Here is a 24,749-nt window from a genome sequence, read left to right on the forward strand (position 1 = left end):
CGTTATTGTCCCAGCAAAACCGGCGTAATCATAATGATGAGCGTGGAACGGCTCTTCGCGCCGCTCTGACCGCCGCCCAGAAGATAATTTTCAGGCGAAAAGGTGCCCTGCTTATCTGAGGATGCGTTCTGTTGATCTGAGCCGGTAAGTACCAGCGTCTGACCCGCTCGAAGGTTGACCTTGCGCGCAAGTCCTTCGGTTGCGGTATTGGCGACGTCGTTACGGGTATTGCCGTCCTTGCTGATAAAACTCTTGATATCGGGCGGCGTGGTGTAGCTGTAGGCGAACTGCAGCTGGATATCGCCATTTGCCTGCACAAAAGGCAGCATGGTAATGAAGAGGCCGGTGGTAATACTGGATACGCTCTGACTGGACGTCACCCCTACGTTGGCCACCGCCGTGGAGCTTGAGCTGTTGAGCATCCCGGTATTGTTGGATAACTGGTAGGCCACCGGTGTCAGGTTAGCCGTCGGGTCGGTCTGGTTAAGGGCCATCGTGACCGTACCCTGCTGCTCAAGCGCTCTGATCATGAGTTGTGAGCCGGAAAATTTCTCAGCCCCGCCGGTTGCGCTGTTCAGGATGGACAGACCAAAGCTCCCCGCATTGGCCGGGGCACCGGTAAAGGTGCTGCCGATACTCGCGCCCAGGCCGGAAACCGTTCTGGCAACCAGCCCCCAGTCCAGCCCCCTGTCGACATTTTTGGTCTGGGTGAAACGGACTATCTGCAGTGTCAGCTGTACCTGACGGTGCAGGACCTGATTCTGGTAATCAATGTAACGGCCGACCCTGTCCAGTACGTCAGGCGTGTCAGTCACGCTGAGCGTGCCGGTAGCGTCAGACAGCCAGTAGCGGCCGCTTTTTGGCGTGAGTATCTGCTCGACCGTTTTGCGGATATCGTTATAGAGGTCGCTGTTCATGCCGTAGTTGGTTTTCTGATTCGAACTGACGTCGCCTTTGGTGCCGCCTGTTCCGCTCTGGTTGCCCAGCTGAGCACCCGCCCCGGAGGTGATAGACGCGGAGCTGTCGACTTTGGTATTGAGTATGGCGAGCTGAAAGGTGCGCGTGTCCTGAATAAAGAAATCCACACGCCCCGTTGTGCGGCGAACGGAGAGGCCCAGCGTACTGGCGGCAATGTTCAGGGCTTCCTGCGCATCGCCCTGAAACCGCGTTCCCTGGAACAGGACAGGTTCAGACGTTGACATGACAGCGGGCTGCGCCGGCATACCCATCTGTGACAGCGGCACCCGACCGTTGTCGTCCGGTGCCGGGAGGCGGCCGCTCATCTGTGACGTGACGACGCTGCCACCGGCGGACTGCAGCAGCGCAGCGGACACCTCCGGCGAGATGTAAACCCGGAAGCCACAGAGGGCATTAATGCGGCTGGCTATCTGCGGCAGCGTCAGCCCTTCGGGACTGTTAAAATACACCGGACAGGGTGGCATTCTGACGTCGTCCGGCGCCGCGATAGCTGACTGTATGGGTTTCAGGTTCACCCAGGGCTTGTCCGCCCACACGACAGCCGGCTGCGACATATCCAGGCGGCTCTGCAGTATCCGCTGCGCCGTGTCGCCCTGCGTATTGTTGTCTTTTTCAATGGTGGCCACATCTCTGACCGAGCACGCAGAGAGCAGCACGGCCATGGCCAGCAGCGTCATTTTTAATGGGGTGCGCGACATCCGCTGCTCCTCAGTTAAGGTAAACAATGCTCCCCTCCGTCACGCCGGACGGAAGGGAAAGATTCATGTCGGTGCCGTCATACATACGAAGACGGCCTCCCGAAACGGTCAGCGCCAGCGCAGAGGATGTCGACTGATTACGGAGCGCGGCATAAACGCCCGGCGTATCAGCGACCCACACCCACAGCCTGCCGTTCTGGATGACACTCTGAACCCGTGAATCAGGGGGCGGCATCATGCCGGTCGCTGCCGGCGAAACCGGTCCGTCACCCACTGAGCGGCCATGCCGCCAGTCGTTCACCGCATCAGCCGTACGCAGCATGTCGGTGGCAAGCCGGGCGGGCGCGGCCACGGTCACTGACTGCGTGACAACGTCAGAGTTACGGCGCTGGGCGTCACTGGCCATCAGCCAGAAGAACATGGCCAGCGCGATAACCGGCATGGCAAAACCCATTTCAGCGCCCTCCGGGCGTGGGGGTGTCGCTGACGGACACCAGGCACTGAATGCGGTTGGCTTCGGCAAACAGCGGCTTTTCAGCTTGGCGGTACAGGTCAAATACCTGCACCAGAACCGACTCGAAATTGCCGTGAAACACCAGAGGGGCATCGATGCGGTAATCCAGAGTGACGGGCCAGATCAGGACCCAGTTGCCGCCATTGGCGCAGGGCGCTTTTGCCGTCCAGGCGGTGAGCGCTTCTTTAAGCGTGGTGCCCGGCTCAGCCCGCCAGGTCTGCCCCGTGGCAGGCGGCGTTACCGGCGTGCCCGTCGAATAAGTGGGTACGATGCGGCTGTCCGCAGCGGGTGCCGGTGTGACAGCCGTGGACGGCTGCTGATGCACGACTGAAGACGCTTTCGGCGTGGCATTCACTGTAGTCAGGGGGGCAGTTTTGGTTTTAACGGCTGCCGGCGTGATGACGCCGTGATTCTGCTGAGCCGGGGTATGCGCAGCAGCTGCGGTTCCCCCTGAAGCTAAAGAGGCCGGCTTCTGTGAAGAGGCCGGTAAACTGCCTGAGGTTACTGACGACTGACTCTGCTGCAGTACCGGCGAGGGAACGCTGAGGCTCTGCGGTTTAAGCCCTGATGGTGTGACCACATCGCCGGTGAAAGGGTTTCTGGAAAGCCCGGATGCAGGTGTCGGAACTGATACGGCTTTAGTCTGCATAACCGGGGCTGTATAGGACTTAGATACCGGGGCGCTGACCGCTGGGCGAATGGCCGGAAGGCTGACAGCCGGCGCTGAAAAACTGCGGTACTGGTCGCGCAGTTCGAAGCAGACCTCACGGTTTACTTCGTCCACTTTCAGACGCCAGGCGGGACCCGCGACAACCTGAAGCGCTTCGCTGAGCTTCAGCGGGCCGATGGTGCGCTGAACAGCGGGCAGCGGACGGCTGAGCAGTTCGGAAAACGCAGCGCTCGTTGCTGAACACAGTGAATAGCCTGACTCCAGCAGCAGATAGCGGAATCCTTCACCGACCGTGCTGACCAGCTGCGCCGGCATAGTGATATCGACAACCTGATTCAGCGGGTCCAGTTGCGCATCGGCAGGGCGGGTGCTGACAAGGGTATAGCGATCGTAGCGCACCACCTCAGGCGAGCGGTTGCGGTAGATATCATCAAACCGGGCCGGCGTGCGGCTGCGGGAATACACCGACGCGGTGTCTGTCGCGGCTGTATTCACACAGCCTGCCAGCATCACAGTGCAGGCAATGATGCCGGCACGTTTAGCGGCCTGTCCGGAAGGTACTGCCATCAGGTTCCACCCCAGGAATAGTCTTAATCAGGACTGTTATTCTGGCCGTAGCGTGAAACCGGACAATTCAAAACTCTGATCGTGAACTGAACAAAAAATTTTCGGAGGGAGAGATTAGCCGCTTGCTCTTTCATACCTTTGTGAGAATAACCAGGTTAATGGCGTTCTCCGCAAAGAGCGCTCTGTACAATGTAAAAGGGGAACCAACCGCCTGAGGCATCTTTTTGGGACATTCGGTTTTCACCCTTTACTGATATATCTCTGCGGCCTGCTACGTAATGCCATAACAGCAATTTCATGGCAGGACAATGTTATCACCTGAGGGTTTAAGGCTGATTAGTGGATTACAGCCAACCAGTATTCTTAGTGCAATGCCATCACCCTTGAGTCTTAGCGACTCAACAGCATTTCTGGATACATTCAGGGCCATTTTTAATTATAACTTTCGGGAGCTGGGGTGTAGATTAAAATTCAAACAAAAGAAATACCGCTCCACAGCAATGCCACTTGTCCGCCTAAATGGACTTTTACAGCCAGGAAAAAGGAAGGTTTATATGTTCAGAATTGAAGAAGAGAGCATCAACATTGTCATTGGAGAAGCCCTGTTAGCACTGCTTGATGATGACGCTGAAGTCAGTACAGAAACGCTGTCGGCTCAGCTAAAAAGGATGCTTAAAACTGAAACCAGCGATGCCCGTCGGCAGGCCATTCAGGATGCAATCAGACAGACCGGGGGATTCCTGCACAGTGCGGGGGACGGGCAATATGACGCGGTTAAAGGAAAAACTGCTTATGGCAGAGGAACCTCAGGACTGTTCATCTCCCACTGATAACGATAGACCCTTCGCTCATACACACACTGCAGGTGGTGCTTCAGGATGAGTCAGTTCCCCCTGCTTCTCATCATCTTAACGGCCTTTACGCAGCCTGCCCGCACCGCCCAGTCACTGGTTTCCTGACTGAGGCGGTTCAGCGCGGAAATAATGTCTTCTCTCATTACGCCGACTTTTATGCTGAGCAGTTGCGAGGTAACGATGCCCGTCAGTTCAAATGCCTTTTCCCTAGTATCCACTCTGGAACCCATGAAGCCTCCGTAAAGCGAATGTCCTTAAAGTATAGTACCCTGAGCGAAATGGCCCGGCAGTGCCTGTCGGGCCGTTTCTGGCGTTAAAGCCTGTGCAGGCTGAATCGGGAAGGCTGGAATGCTTAAAGTATTACTTTAGTTTTGCCTGGCAGTCCGTCCCCACCCTGACCAGTGACGCAGACGAGAAAATTATTCATCATCGCAATTGCGCGCCCGTGGCAATCATGTCAGCAGCAAGCAGGACGTCTTCCCGGAGGAGTAGCTCCATAACACCCGGCACCGCCATTTGGGCATGTATCGGCTCAAAGGCCCGGTTCAGGTGAAGCAGGTTGTTGGCAAATGTTGACGACGTGAGGTAATTTCCCCGAATAAGCTGGTTTACCATGAAGTCCACCCGCTCCTTCATGGCGCTAAGTGTCTCGTACATCTGTACGGCTTCCCGTTCGTTGTCTGTGCCGTGACTCATACCTTAAACGTCTCCACCATGTTGCGCAGGGTGTGGGCCTGCTCTGAAAGGGACTGTGAAGCGGAAGAAGACTCCTCGACCAGCGCCGCGTTATTCTGAGTGACGCCATCCATCTGGCTCACGGCAATGCTGACCTGTGAGATACCCTGCATCTGCTCCGAGGACGCCAGCGACAGTTCATCCATGGATTCGGCCAGCTCGCCTACCATACCGACAATTTTCAGGATGCTCTGCCCGGTTGACGAGGCCACTGTGACGCCGCTCTCCACCTGCGTGACGGCCTGCTCTATCAGGGTTTTAATGTCTTTCGCGGCCGTAGCGCTGCGCTGCGCGAGCGTCCTGACCTCTCCGGCAACCACTGCAAAGCCGCGTCCGTCTTCACCTGCACGCGCCGCTTCGACCGCGGCGTTCAGGGCCAGAATATTGGTCTGGAACGCGATGCTCTCAATCACGGAGGTGATGTCGCGCACCTTCGCTGCACTCACTGAGATATCATGCATGGTGTCTGACATGCGCTTCACGTCGGTTTCGCCGCTGCGGGCCAGTTGCGCGGTCTCGCGGGCCGAATCTGCCGTCTGCCGGGCGCCGGCCGCGTTACTTTTCACAGTAGCTGAGAGCTGCTCCATGCTGGCAGCCGTTTCCTGCAGGGCGGCAGCCTGTTGCTCAGTGCGTGATGACAGCTCCGTGTTGCCCTGTGAAATTTCATCGGCGGCCAGCGCCACGGAGGCGGACGAATCTTTAATCTGCGACACCAGGCCGCGAAGGTTCGCCTGCATACCATCCAGTGAAGCCAGAAGGCTGGTTGTGTCGTTACGGCGCAGCGTAACCGGTCCTGTCAGGTCGCCGGCAGCGATAGCGGCGGCCAGCGCCTGAGCCTGAACCGGCTCACCGCCCAACTGTCGCATCAGGCTGCGGCTGACAATCAGGCAACCCGCCACGGCGGTCAGTACAGACAGCAGTGTCAGAATAACCAGTAGCGCCCGGGTCCGGGACACGGTCTCGCTGGTTTCACTGACCGTATTTACCGTCAGTGTTCTCTGAATGTCGGTCAGCTGGTTAAGGGCTTTCAGTAACTTCTGCTGCGCCGGTCGCGCAGTCTTCATCAGGTAAGCGGTCGCTTCCTGCTGACGGTTCTCCAGCCCCATTTTGCCGGCCGTCATCAGCGTCTGCAGAGCAGCATCTTCTGCCGCCAGTATTTCAGCCAGCGCGTTTTTGCCCTGCTCACTGACGTTGTGGGCCATGCTGTCAACAAGGTGCTCACGCTCCTGAATATATTTCTGCCGCTGGGTCGTCATGCGCTCCCACTCCGGACGGGATTCTTTCTCATCGGTCAGCAGCGCGAGGTTGCGCGCAGCAATCGCCATGTCACGAATGTCGCCGCGCATATCCAGAACAATCGCAAACCGTTTCATTTTATTGTTTATCGCATCATTCATGCCGCGCTGCGCCTCGGTCAGCGCGTGCAGGGCGGTCCCGGTACAGATAACCAGAAGCAGAACAAGTAAACCAAAGCCTGTAGCAAGACGTGTTGAAACCTTCATTATTTTCCCTGGGTGTGATTGTCACTGTCAGGTTCTATCGGCTGCAACAGGGGTAGACTCCACAGGCTTTACAAAATAAATTGAACGCAACTTAATTGATGTCGATAATATTGCAGTCACGATTAGTCTGGCAACGGTTTAAGGTGCCGGTACCTGCCCGTGATATTCTGTTTTTTTCCGGCTTTCCTGCGTCTTTCGCATCATACGATTTACCGAACGCTTGCCGGACTTCAACCTCATCAGGAGCACCGGCATGACAAACCTCAGTGGCGAAAGTGAAAGTAATAACACTCAGCCCCAGAATCTGGAGCAGTTTCTCTGCTTTGCGCTTTACTCAGCCTCGCTGGCCATGACAAAGCTTTACCAGCCGCATCTGAAGCCCCTCGGATTGACCTATCCGCAGTATCTGGCGCTGCTGGTACTGTGGGAAAAGGACGGTATCACGGTATCTGAGGTAGGTCAGCGCGTGCAGCTGGACACGGGTACGCTAAGCCACCTGCTGAAGCGACTCGAACAGGCAGGCTTCATCAGCCGCATGCGCGACACCGGTCATGATGAACGCAGGGTGATTATCCGCCTGACCGGAGCAGGCCGTGAACTGGAAAGCCGGGCCGCCGGGGTGCCTGCTGCGATGATTTGTGAAATGGGCATTCCGTTTGAAACGCTCGCCAGTCTGCGTGACGGTATAAGGCATGTTCAGGAGAAAATCGTTCAGGCTTTGCCCTCACAGGGGAATCATAAAGCCTGATGTTCTGTGACCGTTTCCTGCGCATCGAGGCAGTCGGGCTTCCGTTAAAAAGACTCAATTGACGCGTTCAGCCCGATTGTACTGGTCATTGCGGACTGAACATGGCGGTCTCGCCTGAACAGCAGAGTGCTGAACAGCTCATTTTAAAAAGCTAATCTTCACTTTAAGGAGGATATAATGAAAAACGTTGTACTCAGCATGCTGGCTAAAATATCGCACATCGATGCAGGTATGAAGCAGTTAACAGCCCGCGTTGAGGCGCAGTCTCTTCTCATTAGCGCGCTTGTTCTTGCTGTCAGTAAAGAAGGTGGCGTGACCGAAATGATTGAAAGCGCCAATAAGGCGATTAATACGGTTATTGACTCTGCCGAATGCGATGACCTGCTGAAGTCTGATGCCGCGCTCCTGCTCAGTGAATTTCAGAGCCTGCTGACCATTTCGAGGGCTGTTGATGAAGCAGATGAAGAAATTAATCATCAAGGTATTGCTGAACTTAACCGTGCATTTAAACCTGTTGATTAAGCATGCATGTCCGCTGGTCTGATTGCTCACAAAGCAAATGTTGAGCTCCAGCGGAAAACCGGAGGTTCGGGTGAAAATATGCTTTTCAGAAGGGCTGACATTCACAGGCCTTAGTCGGAGGGTCATGCTAAATAAAACTTCTCCTTTTATTCATAAAGACTTTACTGCCATCGGGATGGTTTTATTTCAGGGGGAACAGCCTGCGTATTTTATTTCTGACTGCCATTAAACTAATTTAAAAGAATTTGTGTTTTAAGACTTAAATTAAAACGCCAGCATCAGCTGGCGTTCTGGTTTTTGAATTATTATGCAACATGATGAGGGGTATGGGTTACGTCACCCCGGCCAGCCAGCAGGCCATCCACTGATATATCCTCATTGAGCACATCCCAGTGAATGCCACGCTTACTCAGCTCAAAGTCGTTTCTGTCTCGTTCTGATGCGTTGAGAAGTTTTGGAAACCAGACAAGTGGCACTCCCATCGTTCTGCCATCGCTCAGCTCAACCCACATGGTACTTTCGTCGAACCTTACCGTTTTAGCTGAAATAGTCATTCCAGGCCTCCACAAAAAGCGTCTGGTTAACTTTAACCAGCTTTGTTAACTCTCTGAGCGTTATGGAATCGAATCCATCATTAGTGCTCAGCCGGACTTCACCCTGCGTCCAGAATTTGGCTTCGCCCTCAGCACTGCGAACATGGATATGAGCAGGTTCGAGGGGGTTACCTTCGTTTGAATAAAAGAAAAATTTGAATCCGCGTACTCTGAGTATAACGGGCATAAACGTTTTACCCCGTGCATGGCTCGATTATGGTGAATAAAAAAGCGCCAGTCAAACTGGCGCTCCTGATGGTATAACTTAATGAATCCTTTACGAAATTGCGTAAATGGCCTTACGACAGACGCCATAACCGTGTCCGAGGAACGGTATGTCATCGTCAAAGTCCATTGGCGGCTCGTTCGCCGGATTACTCGGAGCCGACTGTTGTGCCTGAGAAGGCTGAGGCTGTTGTGGCTTACCCCATCCATCTTGCTGGCCTGAAGGCTTATTGTTTCCACTGGTGTTGGTGCTGTTTTTAGCCCCGCCCAGCATCTGCATCGTTCCATTTACATCAACCACGATTTCGGTCGTATAGCGTTTAGTACCTTCGCTATCCTGCCATTCACGTGTTCTGAGTTTGCCTTCGATATAAACCTGTGAACCCTTACGCAGGTATTCACCGGCTATTTCAGCCAGCTTTCCAAACAGCACGACGCGATGCCATTCGGTTTTTTCCCGGTTTTCACCGGTCTGTTTGTCACGCCATGTTTCTGAGGTGGCCAGAGAAAGACTGGTCACTGCAGTTCCGTTTGGCATGTAACGAACTTCGGGGTCCTGACCGAGATTGCCGACCAGGATAACTTTGTTGACGCCGCGTGCGGACATAATGAATTCCTCTTAGAAATGGTGTTGAGAGGAACACACCCGCCGGGATGTGTTCCGGCGGTGTGTCCGTGACGCTTAGAAAGATTCCGGATCGTAAGCCTTTTGAGCGGCTGGACCGGTTTCTGGCGTCTGGGAAGCGTTAGGAGCCTTGTAAACAACGACCTGTCCCTTTTTGATGAACTCAACCTTTATCAGGCGAGCCTTCAGTGAGGGGCGGGATTCACCGGCATGCTCACCGCTTTGCAGGGTAAAAACGTCGGCTTTAAGACCACTGAGTACAAATCCAATCAGGACTTTTTCCTCTTCATCAACGGCTTTCTGACAGCGGTTAATAAGTGAGGTCTGCTCTTTACCTGCAACGGTAATGTCGAAGCGGGTATAGGATGCACTGTCAGTTGGTCCGGTCAGGGCATTGATAACGGCGCAGGTAAATTCACCTTTTTGCCCCTCAAGACGACGAATCGAACTGAGGTAGCCGATACCACTGACGTTAAGGTTGAAATACTCTTTCTGGTTGTTGCCGGTAGTGGCAGAGCCAGCAGAGTCAGTGTTGTTTGAAGCAGGGGTGTTTGCAGTTGCAGTCATGATGTGATCTCCGGAGTAACACGAAACAGGGTGCGGAGAAACATCAGTCCCGTGCGGGAGAGAGTTTCCCGCATGGGGTCAGCAAGTAATTGCCGACAGGCTGTATTAGTGAAGTGGACCTTAACCTGGTATACAGGTCCCTGTTTGCAAAGGTTAACAGGTTTGAACCGCCCGAAAGCGCCATCTCTCAGGTTATGATGGCATTGGCATGTGATTACCCGAAGGCGTTCCTCTCAAATCACCGGAACATTGGCAGTTGTCGGAAGGACAACGTTTAGCCTCTTTATCTTTCACGTACACGCAGCGCTTGTCAATCTGGCTACGTATAAAAATTCATCAGTGCGCGGATAATAAAAAGCGGCACCTCTCGGCACCGCCATCGGGGTCTGCACCATCGACCTTAAGTTAATCTGCCTGAGGCAGTTGCTCCGCTGGCGTGTTCAGCTCCCGGCACGGGTTTCACGGAGTTTTCGTGCCTTGCCGCCTCCCGCACAGGTAGTAGGGGGCGGCCAGACTGTATTCCGGCAGCACATGCATTAGATGCTGACGGAGCCCGCAGTCACGGGGTGCGGCTTCAGAGCCGGCGTCACAATAACAAAGGCGCTACCCGCCCGCAATCGGATAACACGGGTTAATTCTTTTTTGTTTTTGGCGACTTAGCTCTGCCTGAGCTTTTACGCCTGCCAGTATCCAGACTGATGATGCCTTTGCATTCCGGGTAGCGAGTACAGCTGCGGAATTCTCCTTTAGGGCTCCTGCGCAGGGCGGTTTTGCTGCCGCAGAGCGGGCACGGAGGCGAAGGCGGCACCCGGATGCTGATGCGCTGCTGCATTCCCTGGCTGACCAGCGTCGAGGTCCAGGCGGTCTGACGCTGCAGAAAGTCACTCAGGTTCATACGGCCGGCAGCCACTTCGTCAAGCGCCTGCTCCCAGAGCGCAGTCATACCCGGGTCGGTCAGCTGCGGTGGCAGGGCATCAATGACGTCCGCCCCCAGGTCTGTTGCCAGAAGTTTACTGCCTTTGAGCGTGATGAAACGGCGGCTCAGCAGCTGCTCGATGATGCCAGCCCGCGTTGCTTCAGTGCCGAGCCCGGCGTTTTCTTTGAGGATTTTACGCAGCTGAAGGTCGGTGACGTACGCAGCGGCGTTCATCATGGCACCAATCAGCGTGTCAAAGGTGTAGTGTGCAGGCGGCTGGGTCATCAGTTGCTTAACTTCTGCGCCAGTAACGCCGCACTGTGCCCCTTTGTTGAGCGGTGGCAGGGAACCTGCGCTGTCTTCCTCAGCAGTGTCCTTATCTTCTTCGTCCTTCGTAAACAGCACTTTCCAGCCCTTTAAGACTTCAGTTCGGCCAGTTGTGCGGAACAACTGGCCACCAATGTCAAAGGAAATGCGCGTCGCATCTGACTCGCAGAGCGGCAGGAACTGGGCCAGGTAGTTGCGACGGATAAGCAGGTAGACCTGGCGCTCTGTCTCAGTCAGGCTGGACAGCTGAACGGCGTTGCGCGTGGGGATAATGCCGTGATGCGCCGTGATTTCTTTATCGTTCCAGATGCGGGAAGCAAACCCTCTGTCCAGTTGTGAAAGCAGAGATGCGAACTCAGGTGAGGGGTCAGTACGCGCCATGGCATCAAACACGGCCGGGATTTCTTCCCGCATTGACTCCGGCAGCCAGCCGCAGTTTGTGCGGGGATAGGTCGTGGCCTTGTGCTTTTCATACAGACTCTGAGCAGTGTCCAGCACCTGCTGTGGCGACATATTCCACATCTTGCCACAGGCCCGCTGCAGCGTTCCCAGTGAAAAGGCCAGCGGGGCGGCTTCTTTCTCCCGTTTTGTTTCGTACTCCGTCACGGTTGCAACACCCGCCTGACGGCAGAGCTGCGCCACCTGCTGAGCAATATTCTGGTGAATACAGCGCTTTTCCACATCAGCATAGACGGCGGCAGGCACCCACGATGCCTGAAAACTGACACCTGAAGCACTGAGCACAGCCTTAACCTGCCAGTAGGGCTTCGGCACGAATGCGGCAATCTCGCGGTCGCGACGAACAACCAGTGCCAGCGTGGGCGTCTGTACCCGCCCGACTGAGACCACGCCCTCAAAACCGGCTTCGGCCGCCCGGAGGGTATACAGTCGGGACAGGTTCATGCCGACCAACCAGTCCGCGCGTGAACGCCCCAGCCCGGCATGGTACATCCCGACCGAAGCCTGTCCCGGACGCAGGTCGCTCAGAGCAGCCCGGACGCTGAGCTCGTCCAAAGCCGAAAACCAGAGGCGCAGAATCCTCCCCTCCCAGCCGCAGTAGTCCAGCAGTTCGCGGGCGATGACTTCACCTTCACGATCGGCGTCGGTGGCGATGACCACCTCATCAGCCTGTCTGAGCAGTTTCTCAATGACCTTAAACTGATCCTGCGTGTCCTTTTTAACGACAACCTGCCACCTTGAAGGGAGAATTGGCAGTGCAGACAGAGACCAGGGCTTTCCGTACTGCTGGCCGTAGACCTCTGGCGGTGCGGTCTCCAGCAGATGGCCTACCGCCCAGGTGACCGTCACGCCATTACCCGTCATAAAACCGTCACCGCGCCGGCTCGCCCCCAGCACAGCGGCGAGGTCACGACCCTGAGAAGGCTTCTCACACAAAAATAACCGCATCACCGGCCCCGCTATTGACCGGCTTTATAACGGAGGCGCAGAAGGCTTACGCTCGCTTCATTAACCGGCGGGGAAAACGCCGAGCGCTTTTCTCCGAGAAGGACAGCGCGATCAGGTTCACCGGCCGCCTCACATGCAGTGCGCCATGTCTCGTTATCTTCAGCAGCGTCAAGACGGGTTGCGCCTACTTTGCGATAGCGTAGAACAGAACCATAAATCTCTCTGAGCAGACGGCTTCCGCTGCCCAGCATGTCATAACGCTGACTTCGGGAGATGACACCGTAATGGGCAGCCTGCAAAACCCTTTTTGCATACTGATCAAAACCCATCAGTAAAAATACGCACCGGTAACCAAGGGGGGTGCCACTGAATACCGTCAGATCCAGCGTTTCAGCTGCCTGTGCATCCGTAATACTGACGCCAGCAGGCACGAAACTCATCTGCTTATCAAGGGACGCGATAAGTTCATTCATCTGCTGACTGGCATGCTCAATCTTTTCTTCAAGGGTCAGCATGGCCATATCAGCCCAGGGTTCGTTTTGCTGAGAATCTCGGTTGATCTGTGTGGCACGATGAAGAAACTGGGGCATTCCCATAATAGGCTGCTTTCCCTTTTTACCGTCTTCACGCTTCTCCGCTTTGCGGCCTTCCCATAAACCAATCGCATAATTAGTGTGCAGTTCAATTCGTAGTTCAGACTGAAGCGCACCGGCCCTGTTTTTCTTCTCTGCCATCGTTAATACCTGCATTCAGTTAAGATGAACCGGCATCATCCGGAAAGCACAGGTTTCACAACAGCCTGAAACTCATAATCACGATTCTCTAATTACAGGTTGTTCAATTTTTGAACTTGCTGCGCCCCGCAGCAAGAGCATTTTTTGACCAGTTGTTAGTCCTGCTTTGGCTTTTGCTTCAGTCGATAGCTTTCTCCTTTTATATGTACAACGTGTGAGTGATCTAAGATTCGGTCAGGCATTGCGGATGACAGGAAGTAGTGCCAGCTCACTGTTGTGTGGAAGCAACAAGCCTTTCCGATAAAGGCAGCGCCAGTTGAAGAGCAGGTTATCGTTAATGCCGTTTTCGCGTGCAAGCTGGGCCACATTAGTGCCTAGCTGTAGTGATTTCTCGACCAGGGCGGTTTTGAACGCGCGCGGGCAGTTTGGTCTGCGGATGCGCTTTCTGGCGATCGGCTTTTCGTCCGTAACGGTAACCACAGGGACTGGCGGTGCGCTGGAGAGAGGGCGGTAAAGACACTCATCCAGTTTTTGCTCCGACAAGGCGGGGGGCAAAGGCCATGAAAGCCCGGCTTTCCGTAATCGAACAAAAAGATCGCAAACGGTCGTTTTGAAAATTCCCAGACGGCCTCCGGCCTCGACCCGGGCTAAATTCTCGTCGAAGTGCAGATGCAGGGGGGCAAGTAGCCAGGTCCGGTGTTTCATACTCTAATGTCCATTATAAATGATGGACATTATTGTCACGGGGCCGGAGGGAAACGGACAGACGGTCTATATGAGACGCTTACTGGCCACATAACCCATGCATCGTTCTTGCGTTCTCATTTTTGCTTCATCAGGGTTCAGGTATGGCTTTTTTGAAACAACTAGTTAACACAATCTAACTCTACTAACTGCATAGATGAGGCCTGAATAATAACGTCCGCTTCTGGCACAGAGCGGAAGGGCTAACGGCCCGCAGTCAGTAAGTAACGGATGTTTGCAAGCACTCTTACTGCTGACAATGACCGCAGCCAAGATAAGATAGGTGGTGTCACTCAATCTATCCAGGGTACAGGCTCACCGATATAAGTGTGCGTACAGCAGCGGCAAGTCACTTTAACGTCCTTTCTCGTAATTGAAGGGTTTACCTGTTGCAGAATTCCATTCTCATCAACAAATAAACCCGGATAAAAACTGCTTTCGCCAATGCAGACTAAATCCCTTCGCTGATGCTCATGTAGCGCGACCAACCAGAATACAGGCTCGGTGGTATCAAGACGTCCACATACTTCGCTGAATATTTCATCCCACGGTTTGCCAATCTGCTTGATCAGAAAATAAAACAATGGGGTATAGTCTCGGCCACGCTTCTGTCTGCCATGCATTGTCTCGCGTTTTACCAGTAGCTCATCTCCGACTTTTTTACGATTGCGTTCCCAGCGATACTCTGCACCTGGATTATTAGAATGGTGCCGCGTAGTCGTATTGACGCTGCGATACAGTTTACGGGACTTATTCTGTTGATGAATACGCATAGCTCGATCTCGTGCATCCTTTCATTTGTGGGTCAGTAGCCCCTTTTGGACCTGGATTCAATAGTGTGTGGTTGTATAAAAAACGTTCATACTTAAAGGTTGTCTCATTCTGCTCAAATATCGTCCTACTGACAACTACCAAAGGGCCGCTCCTGGCACAAGGCGGACGGACGGCGCTGAAGGTCCGCTATGAGCGAGAAGCGGACATTGCTAATAGCGTTATGAGTGAATCAACGGGGAGCAGGTCACTCGCAGCGATCAAAGCGCCTGCCAGGTCAGATAGTTTTGCTTCACCTTACACCCCCGAGACAACGTCCTTCGGCGACATATTAATAATACATGTGCGCGAACCGCATTTAGTTCAGCCGACTCATTCAAATCTCAGTAAAAATTCTCAGATGAAAATCCAGCAATGGCTAATGCCGCTGCGAACAGAACTTCATCCCGAGAAAAAATGATTATTTAGCTTAAGTGCTTTATTTAACGTTACTAAAAGTTTATTCCGTAAAGCAGTAAATCAACAATGCGGTATAAAGTTAATGAAGGAATAACCGATAAAAAGGTTAAGGTGCTTTGCAAATGTATCTTTTGCAATTGTCACTATAACGAACTAATTCACCAGGAATTATAAATGAATAAGATTCTAAACAATATAAGTCTTACCGCCAAATTTGCCATTCTGGGCCTGTTTTCCCTTGTTCTGTTCTCAGTTCCTACCATGCTTTTTGTGTCCGAAGGTAATAAATACATTCAGGATAAGCAACGAGAGGTAACAGGTGTACCCGTAGAAAATAAGATTTTAGCCCTGCTCAATTTGATACAGCGCCATCGTGCAGAAACCGCCCTTGCCATTGCAACCAAAAATCCAGCAACACCGTCCCGCGTTCAGGTCAGAGATGAAATTGAAAACATCACTGATGTTATTACCAAAGATATGGCCAAGACAGAAGGCAGCGCTGCCATAATCAGCAAAATCAATGATGTGCGCACACAGTGGAGCCAGCTACAGCAGAGAATCGATTCTTCACAACTGACTCTGACAGCCAGCCTTGATGCGCATGCCCTCCTCATCCGCAACCTTTTGAACGCGAACCGTGATGTGCTGGATTTTTACGGCCTTTCACTTGATTCAGATATCAACACGTACCGTTTAATTACGAGTAATTTTTCATCATTGCCTGAGCTAACCGAAAGCCTTGGGAAAATACGTGCATTCGGCACGTCACTTCTTGCCCGAAATGAAACCATAAGTGAAGCAGACTCTGTCCGTATGGAGTCTTTAATCAGTAATGGTTCGTATAACCTGAATTTATTTGCTCAGGATTCTGAAAAACTATTTTTATCTGATAACACACTTAAGCAAAAATTTAGCGCAAATGCAGATGCAGCCGTTGAGGAGGCAAAAAGTGCTCTCAAAACCGCTGAAGCGATTTTCATTAACCGGAGCATGACGAATCAGAACCCGAAGGACTATGCAGCGCTCTTTACGCACGCTATTAACAAATTCAGCGACTACGCCATTGCCGGAGGTAATGAACTGAATGAAATGCTGAATGGGCAGATTAAGGAACACCGGTATGCACAATATGCACTACTGACCGTTCTTGTTTTTATCGTCCTGTTGGCAGTAATTTTCGCTCTGGTTATCATTCGCTCCGTTACCAGACCTGTCAATGTAGCATCAAAGCTGGCGCTTGAAGTCGCAGGTGGTGACCTTACGTCAACATTTACGGTGACAGGACGTAATGAAACTGCCGGGCTGCTCAAGGCATTACTGCAAATGAGTCAAAGACTTACACTTACGGTTGAAAACATCAAAAGCAACGCTGCCACTATCGCTACCTCATCTGAAGAAATTGCTCGCGGAAATGGTGATCTTTCTGCGCGAACTGAACAACAGGCAGCCTCTCTGGCTGAGACTGCGGCCAGTATGGAGCAGTTATCGTCAATTATCGGCAATAATGCAGATAACACGCGCCATGCTGCTGAAATGGCCAACTCCGCTACCAGTGCGGCCTTAAGAGGCGGTGAGGCGATGGAGTCAGTACTGGATTCAATGGAAAAAATAAGCAACAGTGCGGGGCAGATTAAAGAAATCATCTCCGTTATTGACGGGATAGCGTTTCAGACGAATATTCTTGCTTTAAATGCAGCCGTTGAAGCTGCCCGGGCAGGTGAGCACGGCAAGGGCTTTGCTGTTGTTGCATCTGAAGTCAGGGCACTGGCACAGCGATCGGCTGGAGCGGCGAAGGAGATCAAAGGACTGATTGAGCAGTCAGTTGAGCATGCCGAACAGGGAATTTCGATGGCCCGGGATGCCGGTGAAAAAGTTAAGCAAAGCGTGGAAGCTATTGAGCAAACATCTCAATTAGTCAGAGAGATTGCATCTTCTTCTGAAGAACAAAGTGCGGGCATATCTCAGATAAATATTGCGGTGACACAGATGGATCAGGTTACGCAGCAGAATGCCGTACTGGTTGAAGAGTCTGCATCATCTGCTGATGAACTTGCAAGCCGGGCCGCAAGCCTGAGGGATGCTGTCAGCGTATTCCGCACAAACGCTGTATAATTGGTTCAAATACTTTGGTTGTGTGCCATTTAATGCGGCAACATTTTTACAAAACTGCGTCTGTATTTGCATTTGATAAGCCATCTTCAGGGATGGCTTATCTCATTTAAAACCATGATAAAGCTATACTTTTGCACTTAAAGGCCCGGTGGACTAATTAAACGCCTGTTGAAATATTTGGCATTACCCCCCAATTGCCCATATGAGCTACGCTCATAACATCCGTTATGCAACCTGCAACGCGTTCCTCTTTAAAGTTGTTTCTATTGCAGATGGCCTTCATAATTCCTCTCGTGCCGGACGGCGCGTTACACCTTCCCCCTGGGGCGCTGTTCTGCACCCGCGCCATCCGGCCATTCAGTCAAATCTCTTACTACGCAGTTTCATAAATCAGACTTCAAATTTGAAAATGGCGATATGCAGAAAATCATTAGATGCGGGGTTAGCTGCATAGAGGCGCTGACCTGCTCCCGGTAAACTAACATTCCATGATGCAAGCAACGTCCGCTTTTGGCACAAAGCGGACAGGCTGACTGAGCATGAGGTCCGCTATGAGCGAGGAGCGGACATCAAATGGTGGTCACAGGGAAGCTCTGCCACATTAAACATAACAACCCTGTTGCGAATCATGTCTCATACGCTTATAAAATCAGAAACCTATGTGGAGATGAGAGCACTATGGACATCGCGATCAGAAAATTACTGCCGGTTGAATGGGATCATGCTTACAGTCTGATTTCACAGCTACGGAATATTTCCAAAGAGAAATTTATCGAAAGCGTCAGAATTCAGACCATGAACGGTTATGAGCTTGTTGGCGCATTTGGCGATGAAAAAATGCTTGGCCTGATGGGCTTCCGCCCCGTTCATACTCTGGCTAGAGGATCACATCTCCATATTGATGATTTGGTCGTAGATGAGGCATCAAGAAGTGCGGGTATAGGGAAAAAACTGCTGGATTTTGCCACCACTGAATCAGAAAGCAGGGATATGAACTTCGTGTTCCTCGATGCCCGACAGCAGGCGATACCATTTTATGAACGTAATGGTTTTGCGGCTCACACTTCACCTTCAATGAAAAAGCCTCTCCGATAAAACCAAAGAGCCTGTTCCTGGGCGTTTACAGGGTTGCGATCAATAATGCCCGGGCACTCTGATTTAACATAAGAGTTCGGCCACGCACCGGACGTGCGCAGCCTCATAGCTGTCAGGGCTGCGCATTCTGGTAGAGATCCCAGCGATTGCCGTAGATGTCCTCAAACACAACCACCATCCCGTACTCCTCCTCCCGCGGCTCCTGGCAGAAGTGGACGCCCTTTTCTTTCATGGCGTTGTAGTCGCGCCAGAAGTCGTCGGTCTGCAGGAACAGGAATACCCGCCCGCCACACTGGTTGCCGATAAAGCCTTCCTGCCGCTCGTTTGAAGCGCGGGCCAGGAGAAGATTACAGTCGCTTTCCGGGTTCGGCGTCACTACAACCCAGCGTTTGCCAGGCTGCGGTGTGTCCTCAACCAGGGTAAAGCCCAGCTTGTCGGTGTAGTACTCGATCGCGCGGTCGTAGTCGTCGACCACGATCGCCACGTATCCCATGCATCGCTTTTGCGTTCTCATTTCTGCTCCGTCAGGTTTCAGGCACAACAGCCCGGACACTCTCTTTTAACATAAAAGTGCTGTTGCGATCCGAGTGCAGCTACTGGAAAACGCTATGCAATGCTCTCTTCTGCGGCCTGAGGGCCATTTCCGTCACTTTTCCCTGCCCGGAACCCCGAAAAACGCTCATGATGATTTCTGCGCTTCTGCATGGTTATGCAGTGAAATCTGTACTCTAGGGATTAGTGCATGCAGATGTTGGAAACGTCCGCTTCTGGCACAAAGCGGACTGACGGCAGGTCAGGGTCCGCTATGAGCGACAAGCGGAAGTTAAGTATTTGACTATTCTCTTAGCCCTCTTTTGGAAGCATTATTAAATATTATAACTTCTGCCATCCTATCCATCCCTAAAGGTATATTGATCATATGCGTAAACTACAAAAACTAATTACAGCCGAATATACCAACCACCCACCTCAGTCCAATCTTCCTACAACAGCGATAACTCGTATCGCATCAAAATGTCGAAAGGATGAAGTTGCAGATGCACATATCCTCATTAAGCAACTTAAGGCTGAGTTGGCCATAGTGCCTGATTGGGATGGAGATACGCAGGATGACATCTGGAAGGCCATTGAATTTTTCAGGTCAATCTTGTCAAAATTAGATAATTAATGACTGGATCGGCCACTTTGCGCAACTTGTGCCTAATACCTGTGGCACCTGCTGTACGCCGTGACTCTGGGCTGGTTTGTTCGTCCTCTGGAACGTCCTCTGATGCAACGCAGGCGCTACTTGATGCGTTACGTATAAGAGGATGAGCTATCAAGAATGAATCAATTCATCTCCATAGTAAACGTCCGCTTCTGGCACACACTCGACGTTCAGAACGCTACCCGTACTTAGAACATCCGCAAAATTTCACTGCGCATTAGGATCTGCTTGTTTAACATGGTTCCCTACGTTCTGGTAAGAACATTGGTACAGTTCGGTACTCACAATTATTAATATGCGAGAAAATCGAAAAATTAAGTTATAAAACAGTTGAATCGTTTAATTGAAGTCTTGAGAGAGCTAATGAAAACTCAGTTATTAGGACGTGACTGTCTTCAAGACCGATACTGACTCGGAAAAAAATCATCTCTGAGCTACCAGTTGGCCAGTGTATGGGTGTAAACGGAATCAGACAACTGTCTACAGCTCCCCAGCCATAAGCTAACTTAACTTTTTTAAACTCATTTAAAAAAGCATCACGTCTGGCGTCAGTCGGTTTTCTTATGGCGAAACTGAAAATTCCGTTGCTTTGCTGATAATACTTAATGAATGTTTTATGGTCAGGATGCGACGAAAGATTAGGAGAAATTACTGTTTCAATGGCAGGATGTTTACTCAAAAAATCAATAAGTTGATGTGCTGTCTCACTTTGTGTTTTCAGTCTAGAGGGTAATGTTTTAAGACCTTTATAAAGACTACTAGACTCTTCGCTGCCAGCATTCATTCCTGAATTCATGAGATACTGGCGGACAGGGTGGTAGTAACGTTCTGTTGTGGTTATTGTTCCGATCACAGCATCGGAATGTCCTGTCAGATATTTAGAAGCAGAGTGAACAACAATATCGATACCGTGACTGATGGGGTTCAATAGGAGTGGAGTGGACCAAGTGTTGTCCATCACAGTCAGTATGCCTTTCTGTCTTGCAATGACAGTAACAGTATCGATATCAGTAACTTCATAAATATTTGAAGAGGGTGATTCAATATAAATTAGCTTTGTTTTATCTGTGAGATAATCCTCACAGTGACTAAATTCATTCGCACTGATAAATGTCGCATTGATACCAAGTGATGTTAAATAAGTCATAATGAAGCGGCGGACAGGTTCATAAACTGAGCGAGTGATTAAAATATGGTCATCCGGACGTAAAAAGGTCATTAAAACAGAGGTAATCGCAGCGAGGCCCGAACATGTACTTATCGAACAATGGCCGCCCTCAAGGCGAGTGATTTCCTGCTCGACAGCATCAGTCATTGGCGTTCCAAAGCGGGAGTAGCGGGGATACTGCTTTTTCAACAAATCCTGAGAAGCCTGCTCAAGCTCTTCGAAATTACGATAAACACCAGAGGTAAACCTCCGGATCGCTGGATGAGGGAAATAGCGGTTTTCATCACCACCACTCTTATCAGTCATTGCTTACAATTTCCCAGTGACGTCCATCATGGATGTTTTCATAACATTCACTGAAAATCGTCAGGACGGAAGCAGGATCATCAGCTTCCACCACATGTCCAATGAGATAAAGACCCGATTTTTCCCCTCCACTATAAGTCACACCTGATTTTCCTGTCAGATGTGTCCGGCGAACGGCAGAGGGATAGACACTTGGCAATGAGAGAAGCTTGCCATTTGCCGGTGGGATACAGACACAACCAAATCGCTGAAAATCTTTATGGTAGTCAGGATAGACTACAGCGTTTACCTCACACTCGGCTAATAACCATGCGCGGTCAATATTCAATCCAGACATATCTTCTATCAAAAAACTAATCATTCCTCCGCCGGTTCTACTAGCGATCTCACAGAAGATAATGTCCTGTTGCTTAGTAACCCACAGCTCACAATGAAACGCGAAGTTTTTTGTTTCAGGCATAAAGCTGATGATTTTTTTTGTCGTATCAACCAATAGGGAATACAATCTATCATGATTTCCTAGAGGAATATTACCAATGTACATATTGCTGCGATACGAGAGGCAGTCATTGATATATTTAAACGGTTGAATAAATTTCAGCTCGCCATCAACGATAAGACCATCAACATGAAACATCTCTCCGTCAACATAAGTCTCAGCGAGCATCCCTGAAAATTGATTTTCGCCGTATTTCAGACAAAGCTCTAAATCCTCAAATGACTTAATAATCACCACTCCGGAGGAACCTGATGCGAGCCGGGGCTTTATAACACATGGGAATCCACTTTGCCTACAGAATGCACGGATATCTTGAGCCGAATCAACTTTACGATATGACGGAACTTTAATATTCTGTCCTGAAAGTCGCTCTTTCATCAGGTATTTATCCCTGTAGCAGAGAGCACTTTCGGTTGATTGCCCCAATACTCCATAACGAAATCGAATATATGCTGCCCGAATAATATCAACCTCTGCCCGGCAGAATACATGGTCAAAAGGAGTTGTTTTATAAATCTTTTCTACCAATTCAAATAGGCTATCATCATCCTCATCATAGTTTGAAAGACTGTAACAGTGCGTAATGTGGCAGGCATATTCCTCATAAAACTTTGGTGATGTGACCACTATGGGTATTACACCTGAATCCTGTAACCATTCATCATAAGGAGTACGCGCGTACTCTGTTTTAGCCAGTATTAGAACACTTTTTTTCTTCATTTATAAAAATCTTCCTTTTTCTTTAACCTTATCAATAACCAGTCTGTAGTAAAGATTAGAATTTAAAATTAAATTGTCAATAAATGTAAATAATCATTAATATCATGTACATATGTTCTTTTTTCTCTAATTTAAGAGGTATATAAATAGCAGAGCAACAAAATAGTAACGTAAGGTCACTATCATTTTTAATGATAAAATATAAAAATAAATCATTTTTTTAGTTTAATACTCTGATGCGAAATCGTTATTGGATTTAATGTTTCAATTAAGTGTTACACGAAGCTCAAGGATTGACAGATGTTATTGCTGATATATAAATACTGAATCAAAAAACAACAATGAGGCAATGTCGAATGCAGGAAAATAAGGATATATCTTACGATTATCATGGGGACATTGATTTTCGAGTTCCTTTTAAATCAATTAAAAATGAAGACATCCATTTCTATCTCGATGTCGATACTTTTGTCGGAAAGGATACTTGCGGACAGAATTGTAACCATTGCTGGTTTGTTAATTATGAAAAAGTATTTTCAAAGTCTTTTGGTATCCAGCAGGGACATGATATCTACAGGAAACTGACTGAGCAGAGTTTTAACGTTTACCCCCGCTATGTTGACAGTTTTGCACACAATGGCGAATTTATGGATATATATGGTCCAGCACATAATCGAGAGTTTCGTGCTGGTGAAAACAAAAATGAAACAGATACAATGGCAGCTGGGGATGCGTGGACTAGTGGTAAACCTTTATTACAGAAGAACTACAAAGAACTACTCGATAAAGCAGTAAATAATGGTTACGGAACGATCTCAATTACATTCCATGGCCTGGTCGACGATCCTGAAGCGTTACTATTAAGTCCTCATGCTGACTACCCAATCAAAGGAGTGTTTCCGGGAAATAAATGTATTGAAGTTATATCCCGAATTCAAAATTATAGTAGCGGTAATGATCATAAAGCCAGCCTGAGAGTGAACATTGGGATCACGGTAGGAACACATAACCATACTAGAAGCGACCTCATTAAGTATTGCCAGCTGTTTAATAAGCTGGGTGTACAAACTGTACGATTCAATTGTTTCACCGATCATGGCCGACGCCATCCCCATCTTCAATTGACACAAGATCAAGTTGCTGATTTTTATCGTGATATCAGATGGATACATGACAATGTAGCTTTGAATTTCCAGCTAGGAGTAAGTGAGGATTTTGGTACTTCAGGTATTGAGATATTGGAACTTCCGTCACATGTTGGATGGTGTCGGGCTGGACGCCAGCTATTTGCTATCATTCCGGCAACGGAGGAAAGTTTAGTTATTGATGATATTGTTCATGAAAGAATTGGACAGATTGTAGGCTGTGTGAACATCTTTGAACCAACATTTGGATACCTGACTCGTTTTACTGACCCATTGACTGGTGACACTGATTATCAGGTTCATTTCGATTCTAGTGCCATTGAAGCCTTCACACAGGACAGACTCTCGGGTATTTATAAAAACGGTTGTTTTGCAGGGGAAATACTCCAGATGCAAAATTATGATATCCCTCTCGTGGATAAAAATCGTATCGACATTATCGAAGTATAGTTAAAATAATTGTTACGAGGCCTGAAAAGGCCTCTTGTCAAAAGGAGTTTTAATGAAAATTCTTGTTTCTCCTCAATGGGTTGTGGACATGCAGCCATCCAAAGAAATACTTATTCTTGATGCCACGTTAAAAAAAACAATGAATATGACTGGTGAAAATAAAAAAGAGGTCATCCCTGGTGCTGTGTATTTTGATCTGGATAATGTTTTTTCTGATCAATACTCTGAACTACCTCACACTTTTCCTTCGTTTTCATACATGTCCGCTAAGCTGGGTGCTATAGGTCTTACACCGCACACAAAAGTTGTTGTTTATGATCAACAGGGAATATATTCCGCTCCAAGAGTGTGGTGGATGTTAAAAGTTATGGGAGTTGAGGAGGTGTATATACTAGATGGGGGGGTGCCAGCATGGAAGGAGGCTGGGTTCGCAGTATGTGAAAATCACACGCTCCCGGTCGCTAGCGAGGCTAAGCATTTTCCAGCCCAATCCGAATACATGGTGGACAAAAGAGCTGTATTAAGCAATATCAATACACACCAATTTGTCATTGTCGACGCGAGACCAGCCGCTCGCTTTAACGGAGTTCAAGCTGAACCTCGGGCAGGTTTGCGGTGCGGGCATATCCCCGGCTCAGTGAATATTCCCTTTACAGAGGTTTTAGCGGAAGGAAAATATAAATCACGAGACTTTCTTAGCGCTCTGTTTGACCGCCAGGGGTTGTCTCCTAAAAAATCTTTGGTGTTTAGTTGTGGATCCGGAGTAACCGCATGTATTGTTCTCATAGCCGCGTACATTGCAGGATTTAATCATCTAAAAGTCTATGATGGTTCCTGGGCTGAATGGGGGGCTGATGGTGCATTACCAGTCCAGTCATATCAGGTGTGAAA

24 protein-coding genes and 2 pseudogenes are annotated in these 24,749 nt (G+C 50.0%); 9 read left to right on the plus strand and 17 right to left on the minus strand.

Annotated elements, in window-relative coordinates:
- Positions 1-2: 2 nt before the first annotated feature.
- Genes GKC68_RS20370 through GKC68_RS20380 form a run of 3 tightly spaced genes read right to left on the minus strand, consistent with a single transcriptional unit; the run spans position 3 to position 3,427 of the window.
- Entirely contained in the window at positions 3-1,676 is a 1,674-nt protein-coding gene (locus GKC68_RS20370) for a PilN family type IVB pilus formation outer membrane protein (RefSeq protein ID WP_028724180.1), read from the minus strand.
- A 10-nt stretch (positions 1,677-1,686) separates the two neighbouring features.
- Positions 1,687-2,130 (minus strand): type IV pilus biogenesis protein PilM, encoded by a 444-nt coding sequence (pilM, locus tag GKC68_RS20375; RefSeq protein WP_028724181.1) that lies wholly within the window; start codon positions 2,128-2,130, stop codon positions 1,687-1,689.
- A 1-nt stretch (position 2,131) separates the two neighbouring features.
- Positions 2,132-3,427 (minus strand): TcpQ domain-containing protein, encoded by a 1,296-nt coding sequence (locus GKC68_RS20380; protein WP_028724182.1) that lies wholly within the window; start codon positions 3,425-3,427, stop codon positions 2,132-2,134.
- A 308-nt stretch (positions 3,428-3,735) separates the two neighbouring features.
- Between GKC68_RS20380 and GKC68_RS20385 the strand changes: the two genes are divergently transcribed.
- Complete coding sequence (locus GKC68_RS20385) at positions 3,736-4,257, plus strand: hypothetical protein (protein WP_239642699.1); 522 nt, start codon at positions 3,736-3,738, stop codon at positions 4,255-4,257.
- Between the two features lie 450 nt (positions 4,258-4,707).
- Here the strand turns inward: GKC68_RS20385 and GKC68_RS20390 are convergent, their stop codons facing one another.
- Entirely contained in the window at positions 4,708-4,938 is a 231-nt protein-coding gene (locus GKC68_RS20390; RefSeq protein ID WP_146109139.1) for a hypothetical protein, read from the minus strand.
- Between the two features lie 35 nt (positions 4,939-4,973).
- Positions 4,974-6,518, minus strand: a complete 1,545-nt coding sequence (locus GKC68_RS20395) for a methyl-accepting chemotaxis protein (protein ID WP_028724185.1) — start codon at positions 6,516-6,518, stop codon at positions 4,974-4,976.
- Positions 6,519-6,771: 253 nt separating this feature from the next.
- On the opposite strand from GKC68_RS20395, the gene GKC68_RS20400 reads away from it, so the two are divergent.
- Positions 6,772-7,266: a MarR family transcriptional regulator gene (locus GKC68_RS20400; protein WP_028724186.1), complete on the plus strand. Its 495-nt coding sequence runs from the start codon at positions 6,772-6,774 to the stop codon at positions 7,264-7,266.
- Positions 7,267-7,443: 177 nt separating this feature from the next.
- A complete protein-coding gene (gene iraP, locus GKC68_RS20405; RefSeq protein WP_022622171.1) occupies positions 7,444-7,788 on the plus strand; it encodes an anti-adapter protein IraP in 345 nt (114 codons plus the stop codon).
- 305 nt (positions 7,789-8,093) lie between these two features.
- Here the strand turns inward: iraP and GKC68_RS20410 are convergent, their stop codons facing one another.
- From GKC68_RS20410 to GKC68_RS20450, 9 genes and pseudogenes are all read right to left on the minus strand, one after another.
- Positions 8,094-8,342: a DUF2442 domain-containing protein gene (locus GKC68_RS20410; protein ID WP_024472138.1), complete on the minus strand. Its 249-nt coding sequence runs from the start codon at positions 8,340-8,342 to the stop codon at positions 8,094-8,096.
- Positions 8,326-8,568 carry a DUF4160 domain-containing protein gene (locus GKC68_RS20415; RefSeq protein ID WP_024472137.1) on the minus strand — a complete coding sequence of 81 codons (243 nt, stop codon included), beginning with the start codon at positions 8,566-8,568 and terminating at the stop codon, positions 8,326-8,328. The genes GKC68_RS20410 and GKC68_RS20415 overlap by 17 nt, the downstream gene beginning before the upstream one ends.
- 90 nt (positions 8,569-8,658) lie before the next feature.
- Positions 8,659-9,213, minus strand: coding sequence for a single-stranded DNA-binding protein (locus GKC68_RS20420; protein WP_028724187.1), 555 nt, complete (start codon positions 9,211-9,213; stop codon positions 8,659-8,661).
- A 75-nt stretch (positions 9,214-9,288) separates the two neighbouring features.
- Positions 9,289-9,798, minus strand: coding sequence for an STY4534 family ICE replication protein (locus GKC68_RS20425; protein WP_028724188.1), 510 nt, complete (start codon positions 9,796-9,798; stop codon positions 9,289-9,291).
- 631 nt (positions 9,799-10,429) lie between these two features.
- Positions 10,430-12,448, minus strand: coding sequence for a DNA topoisomerase III (locus tag GKC68_RS20430; protein ID WP_104933050.1), 2,019 nt, complete (start codon positions 12,446-12,448; stop codon positions 10,430-10,432).
- A gap of 11 nt (positions 12,449-12,459) precedes the next feature.
- Positions 12,460-13,182: a PFL_4669 family integrating conjugative element protein gene (locus GKC68_RS20435; protein ID WP_028724190.1), complete on the minus strand. Its 723-nt coding sequence runs from the start codon at positions 13,180-13,182 to the stop codon at positions 12,460-12,462.
- 78 nt (positions 13,183-13,260) lie between these two features.
- A pseudogene (locus tag GKC68_RS20440) lies at positions 13,261-13,395 on the minus strand (hypothetical protein); the annotation flags it as partial.
- 21 nt (positions 13,396-13,416) lie between these two features.
- Complete coding sequence (tnpA, locus tag GKC68_RS20445) at positions 13,417-13,887, minus strand: IS66-like element accessory protein TnpA (RefSeq protein ID WP_104933049.1); 471 nt, start codon at positions 13,885-13,887, stop codon at positions 13,417-13,419.
- Between the two features lie 332 nt (positions 13,888-14,219).
- Positions 14,220-14,699, minus strand: a complete 480-nt coding sequence (locus tag GKC68_RS20450; protein WP_028722759.1) for a hypothetical protein — start codon at positions 14,697-14,699, stop codon at positions 14,220-14,222.
- A gap of 631 nt (positions 14,700-15,330) precedes the next feature.
- On the opposite strand from GKC68_RS20450, the gene GKC68_RS20455 reads away from it, so the two are divergent.
- Both GKC68_RS20455 and GKC68_RS20460 read left to right on the plus strand, forming a co-directional pair.
- The gene (locus GKC68_RS20455) at positions 15,331-17,268 is read left to right on the plus strand and encodes a methyl-accepting chemotaxis protein (protein WP_014606782.1); all 1,938 of its coding nucleotides are present in this window, start codon (positions 15,331-15,333) and stop codon (positions 17,266-17,268) included.
- Positions 17,269-17,946: 678 nt separating this feature from the next.
- Positions 17,947-18,363 (plus strand): GNAT family N-acetyltransferase, encoded by a 417-nt coding sequence (locus GKC68_RS20460; RefSeq protein WP_028722765.1) that lies wholly within the window; start codon positions 17,947-17,949, stop codon positions 18,361-18,363.
- 112 nt (positions 18,364-18,475) lie between these two features.
- On the opposite strand, the gene GKC68_RS20465 is transcribed toward GKC68_RS20460, so the two are convergent.
- Positions 18,476-18,877, minus strand: a complete 402-nt coding sequence (locus GKC68_RS20465; RefSeq protein ID WP_029990737.1) for a VOC family protein — start codon at positions 18,875-18,877, stop codon at positions 18,476-18,478.
- 405 nt (positions 18,878-19,282) lie between these two features.
- Between GKC68_RS20465 and GKC68_RS20470 the strand changes: the two genes are divergently transcribed.
- Positions 19,283-19,531: a hypothetical protein gene (locus tag GKC68_RS20470; protein ID WP_033777875.1), complete on the plus strand. Its 249-nt coding sequence runs from the start codon at positions 19,283-19,285 to the stop codon at positions 19,529-19,531.
- Positions 19,532-19,545: 14 nt separating this feature from the next.
- Positions 19,546-19,677 (plus strand): annotated as a pseudogene (locus GKC68_RS20475) (LysR family transcriptional regulator); the annotation flags it as partial.
- A 212-nt stretch (positions 19,678-19,889) separates the two neighbouring features.
- Here GKC68_RS20475 and GKC68_RS20480 read toward each other — a convergent pair.
- On the minus strand, positions 19,890-21,044 hold the full coding sequence (locus GKC68_RS20480; RefSeq protein ID WP_028722015.1) for a PLP-dependent aspartate aminotransferase family protein: 1,155 nt from the start codon (positions 21,042-21,044) through the stop codon (positions 19,890-19,892).
- Complete coding sequence (locus GKC68_RS20485; RefSeq protein ID WP_104933043.1) at positions 21,037-22,263, minus strand: ATP-grasp domain-containing protein; 1,227 nt, start codon at positions 22,261-22,263, stop codon at positions 21,037-21,039. The genes GKC68_RS20480 and GKC68_RS20485 overlap by 8 nt, the downstream gene beginning before the upstream one ends.
- A 356-nt stretch (positions 22,264-22,619) precedes the next feature.
- Between GKC68_RS20485 and GKC68_RS20490 the strand changes: the two genes are divergently transcribed.
- Both GKC68_RS20490 and GKC68_RS20495 read left to right on the plus strand, forming a co-directional pair.
- Positions 22,620-23,858, plus strand: a complete 1,239-nt coding sequence (locus tag GKC68_RS20490) for a hypothetical protein (protein WP_028722017.1) — start codon at positions 22,620-22,622, stop codon at positions 23,856-23,858.
- A gap of 52 nt (positions 23,859-23,910) precedes the next feature.
- Positions 23,911-24,747: a sulfurtransferase gene (locus tag GKC68_RS20495; RefSeq protein ID WP_028722018.1), complete on the plus strand. Its 837-nt coding sequence runs from the start codon at positions 23,911-23,913 to the stop codon at positions 24,745-24,747.
- The last annotated feature ends 2 nt before the right edge of the window (positions 24,748-24,749 follow it).

Origin of the sequence: Pantoea sp. RSPAM1, assembly GCF_038816185.1 — a bacterium.
GTDB classification, from domain to species: domain Bacteria; phylum Pseudomonadota; class Gammaproteobacteria; order Enterobacterales; family Enterobacteriaceae; genus Pantoea; species Pantoea ananatis.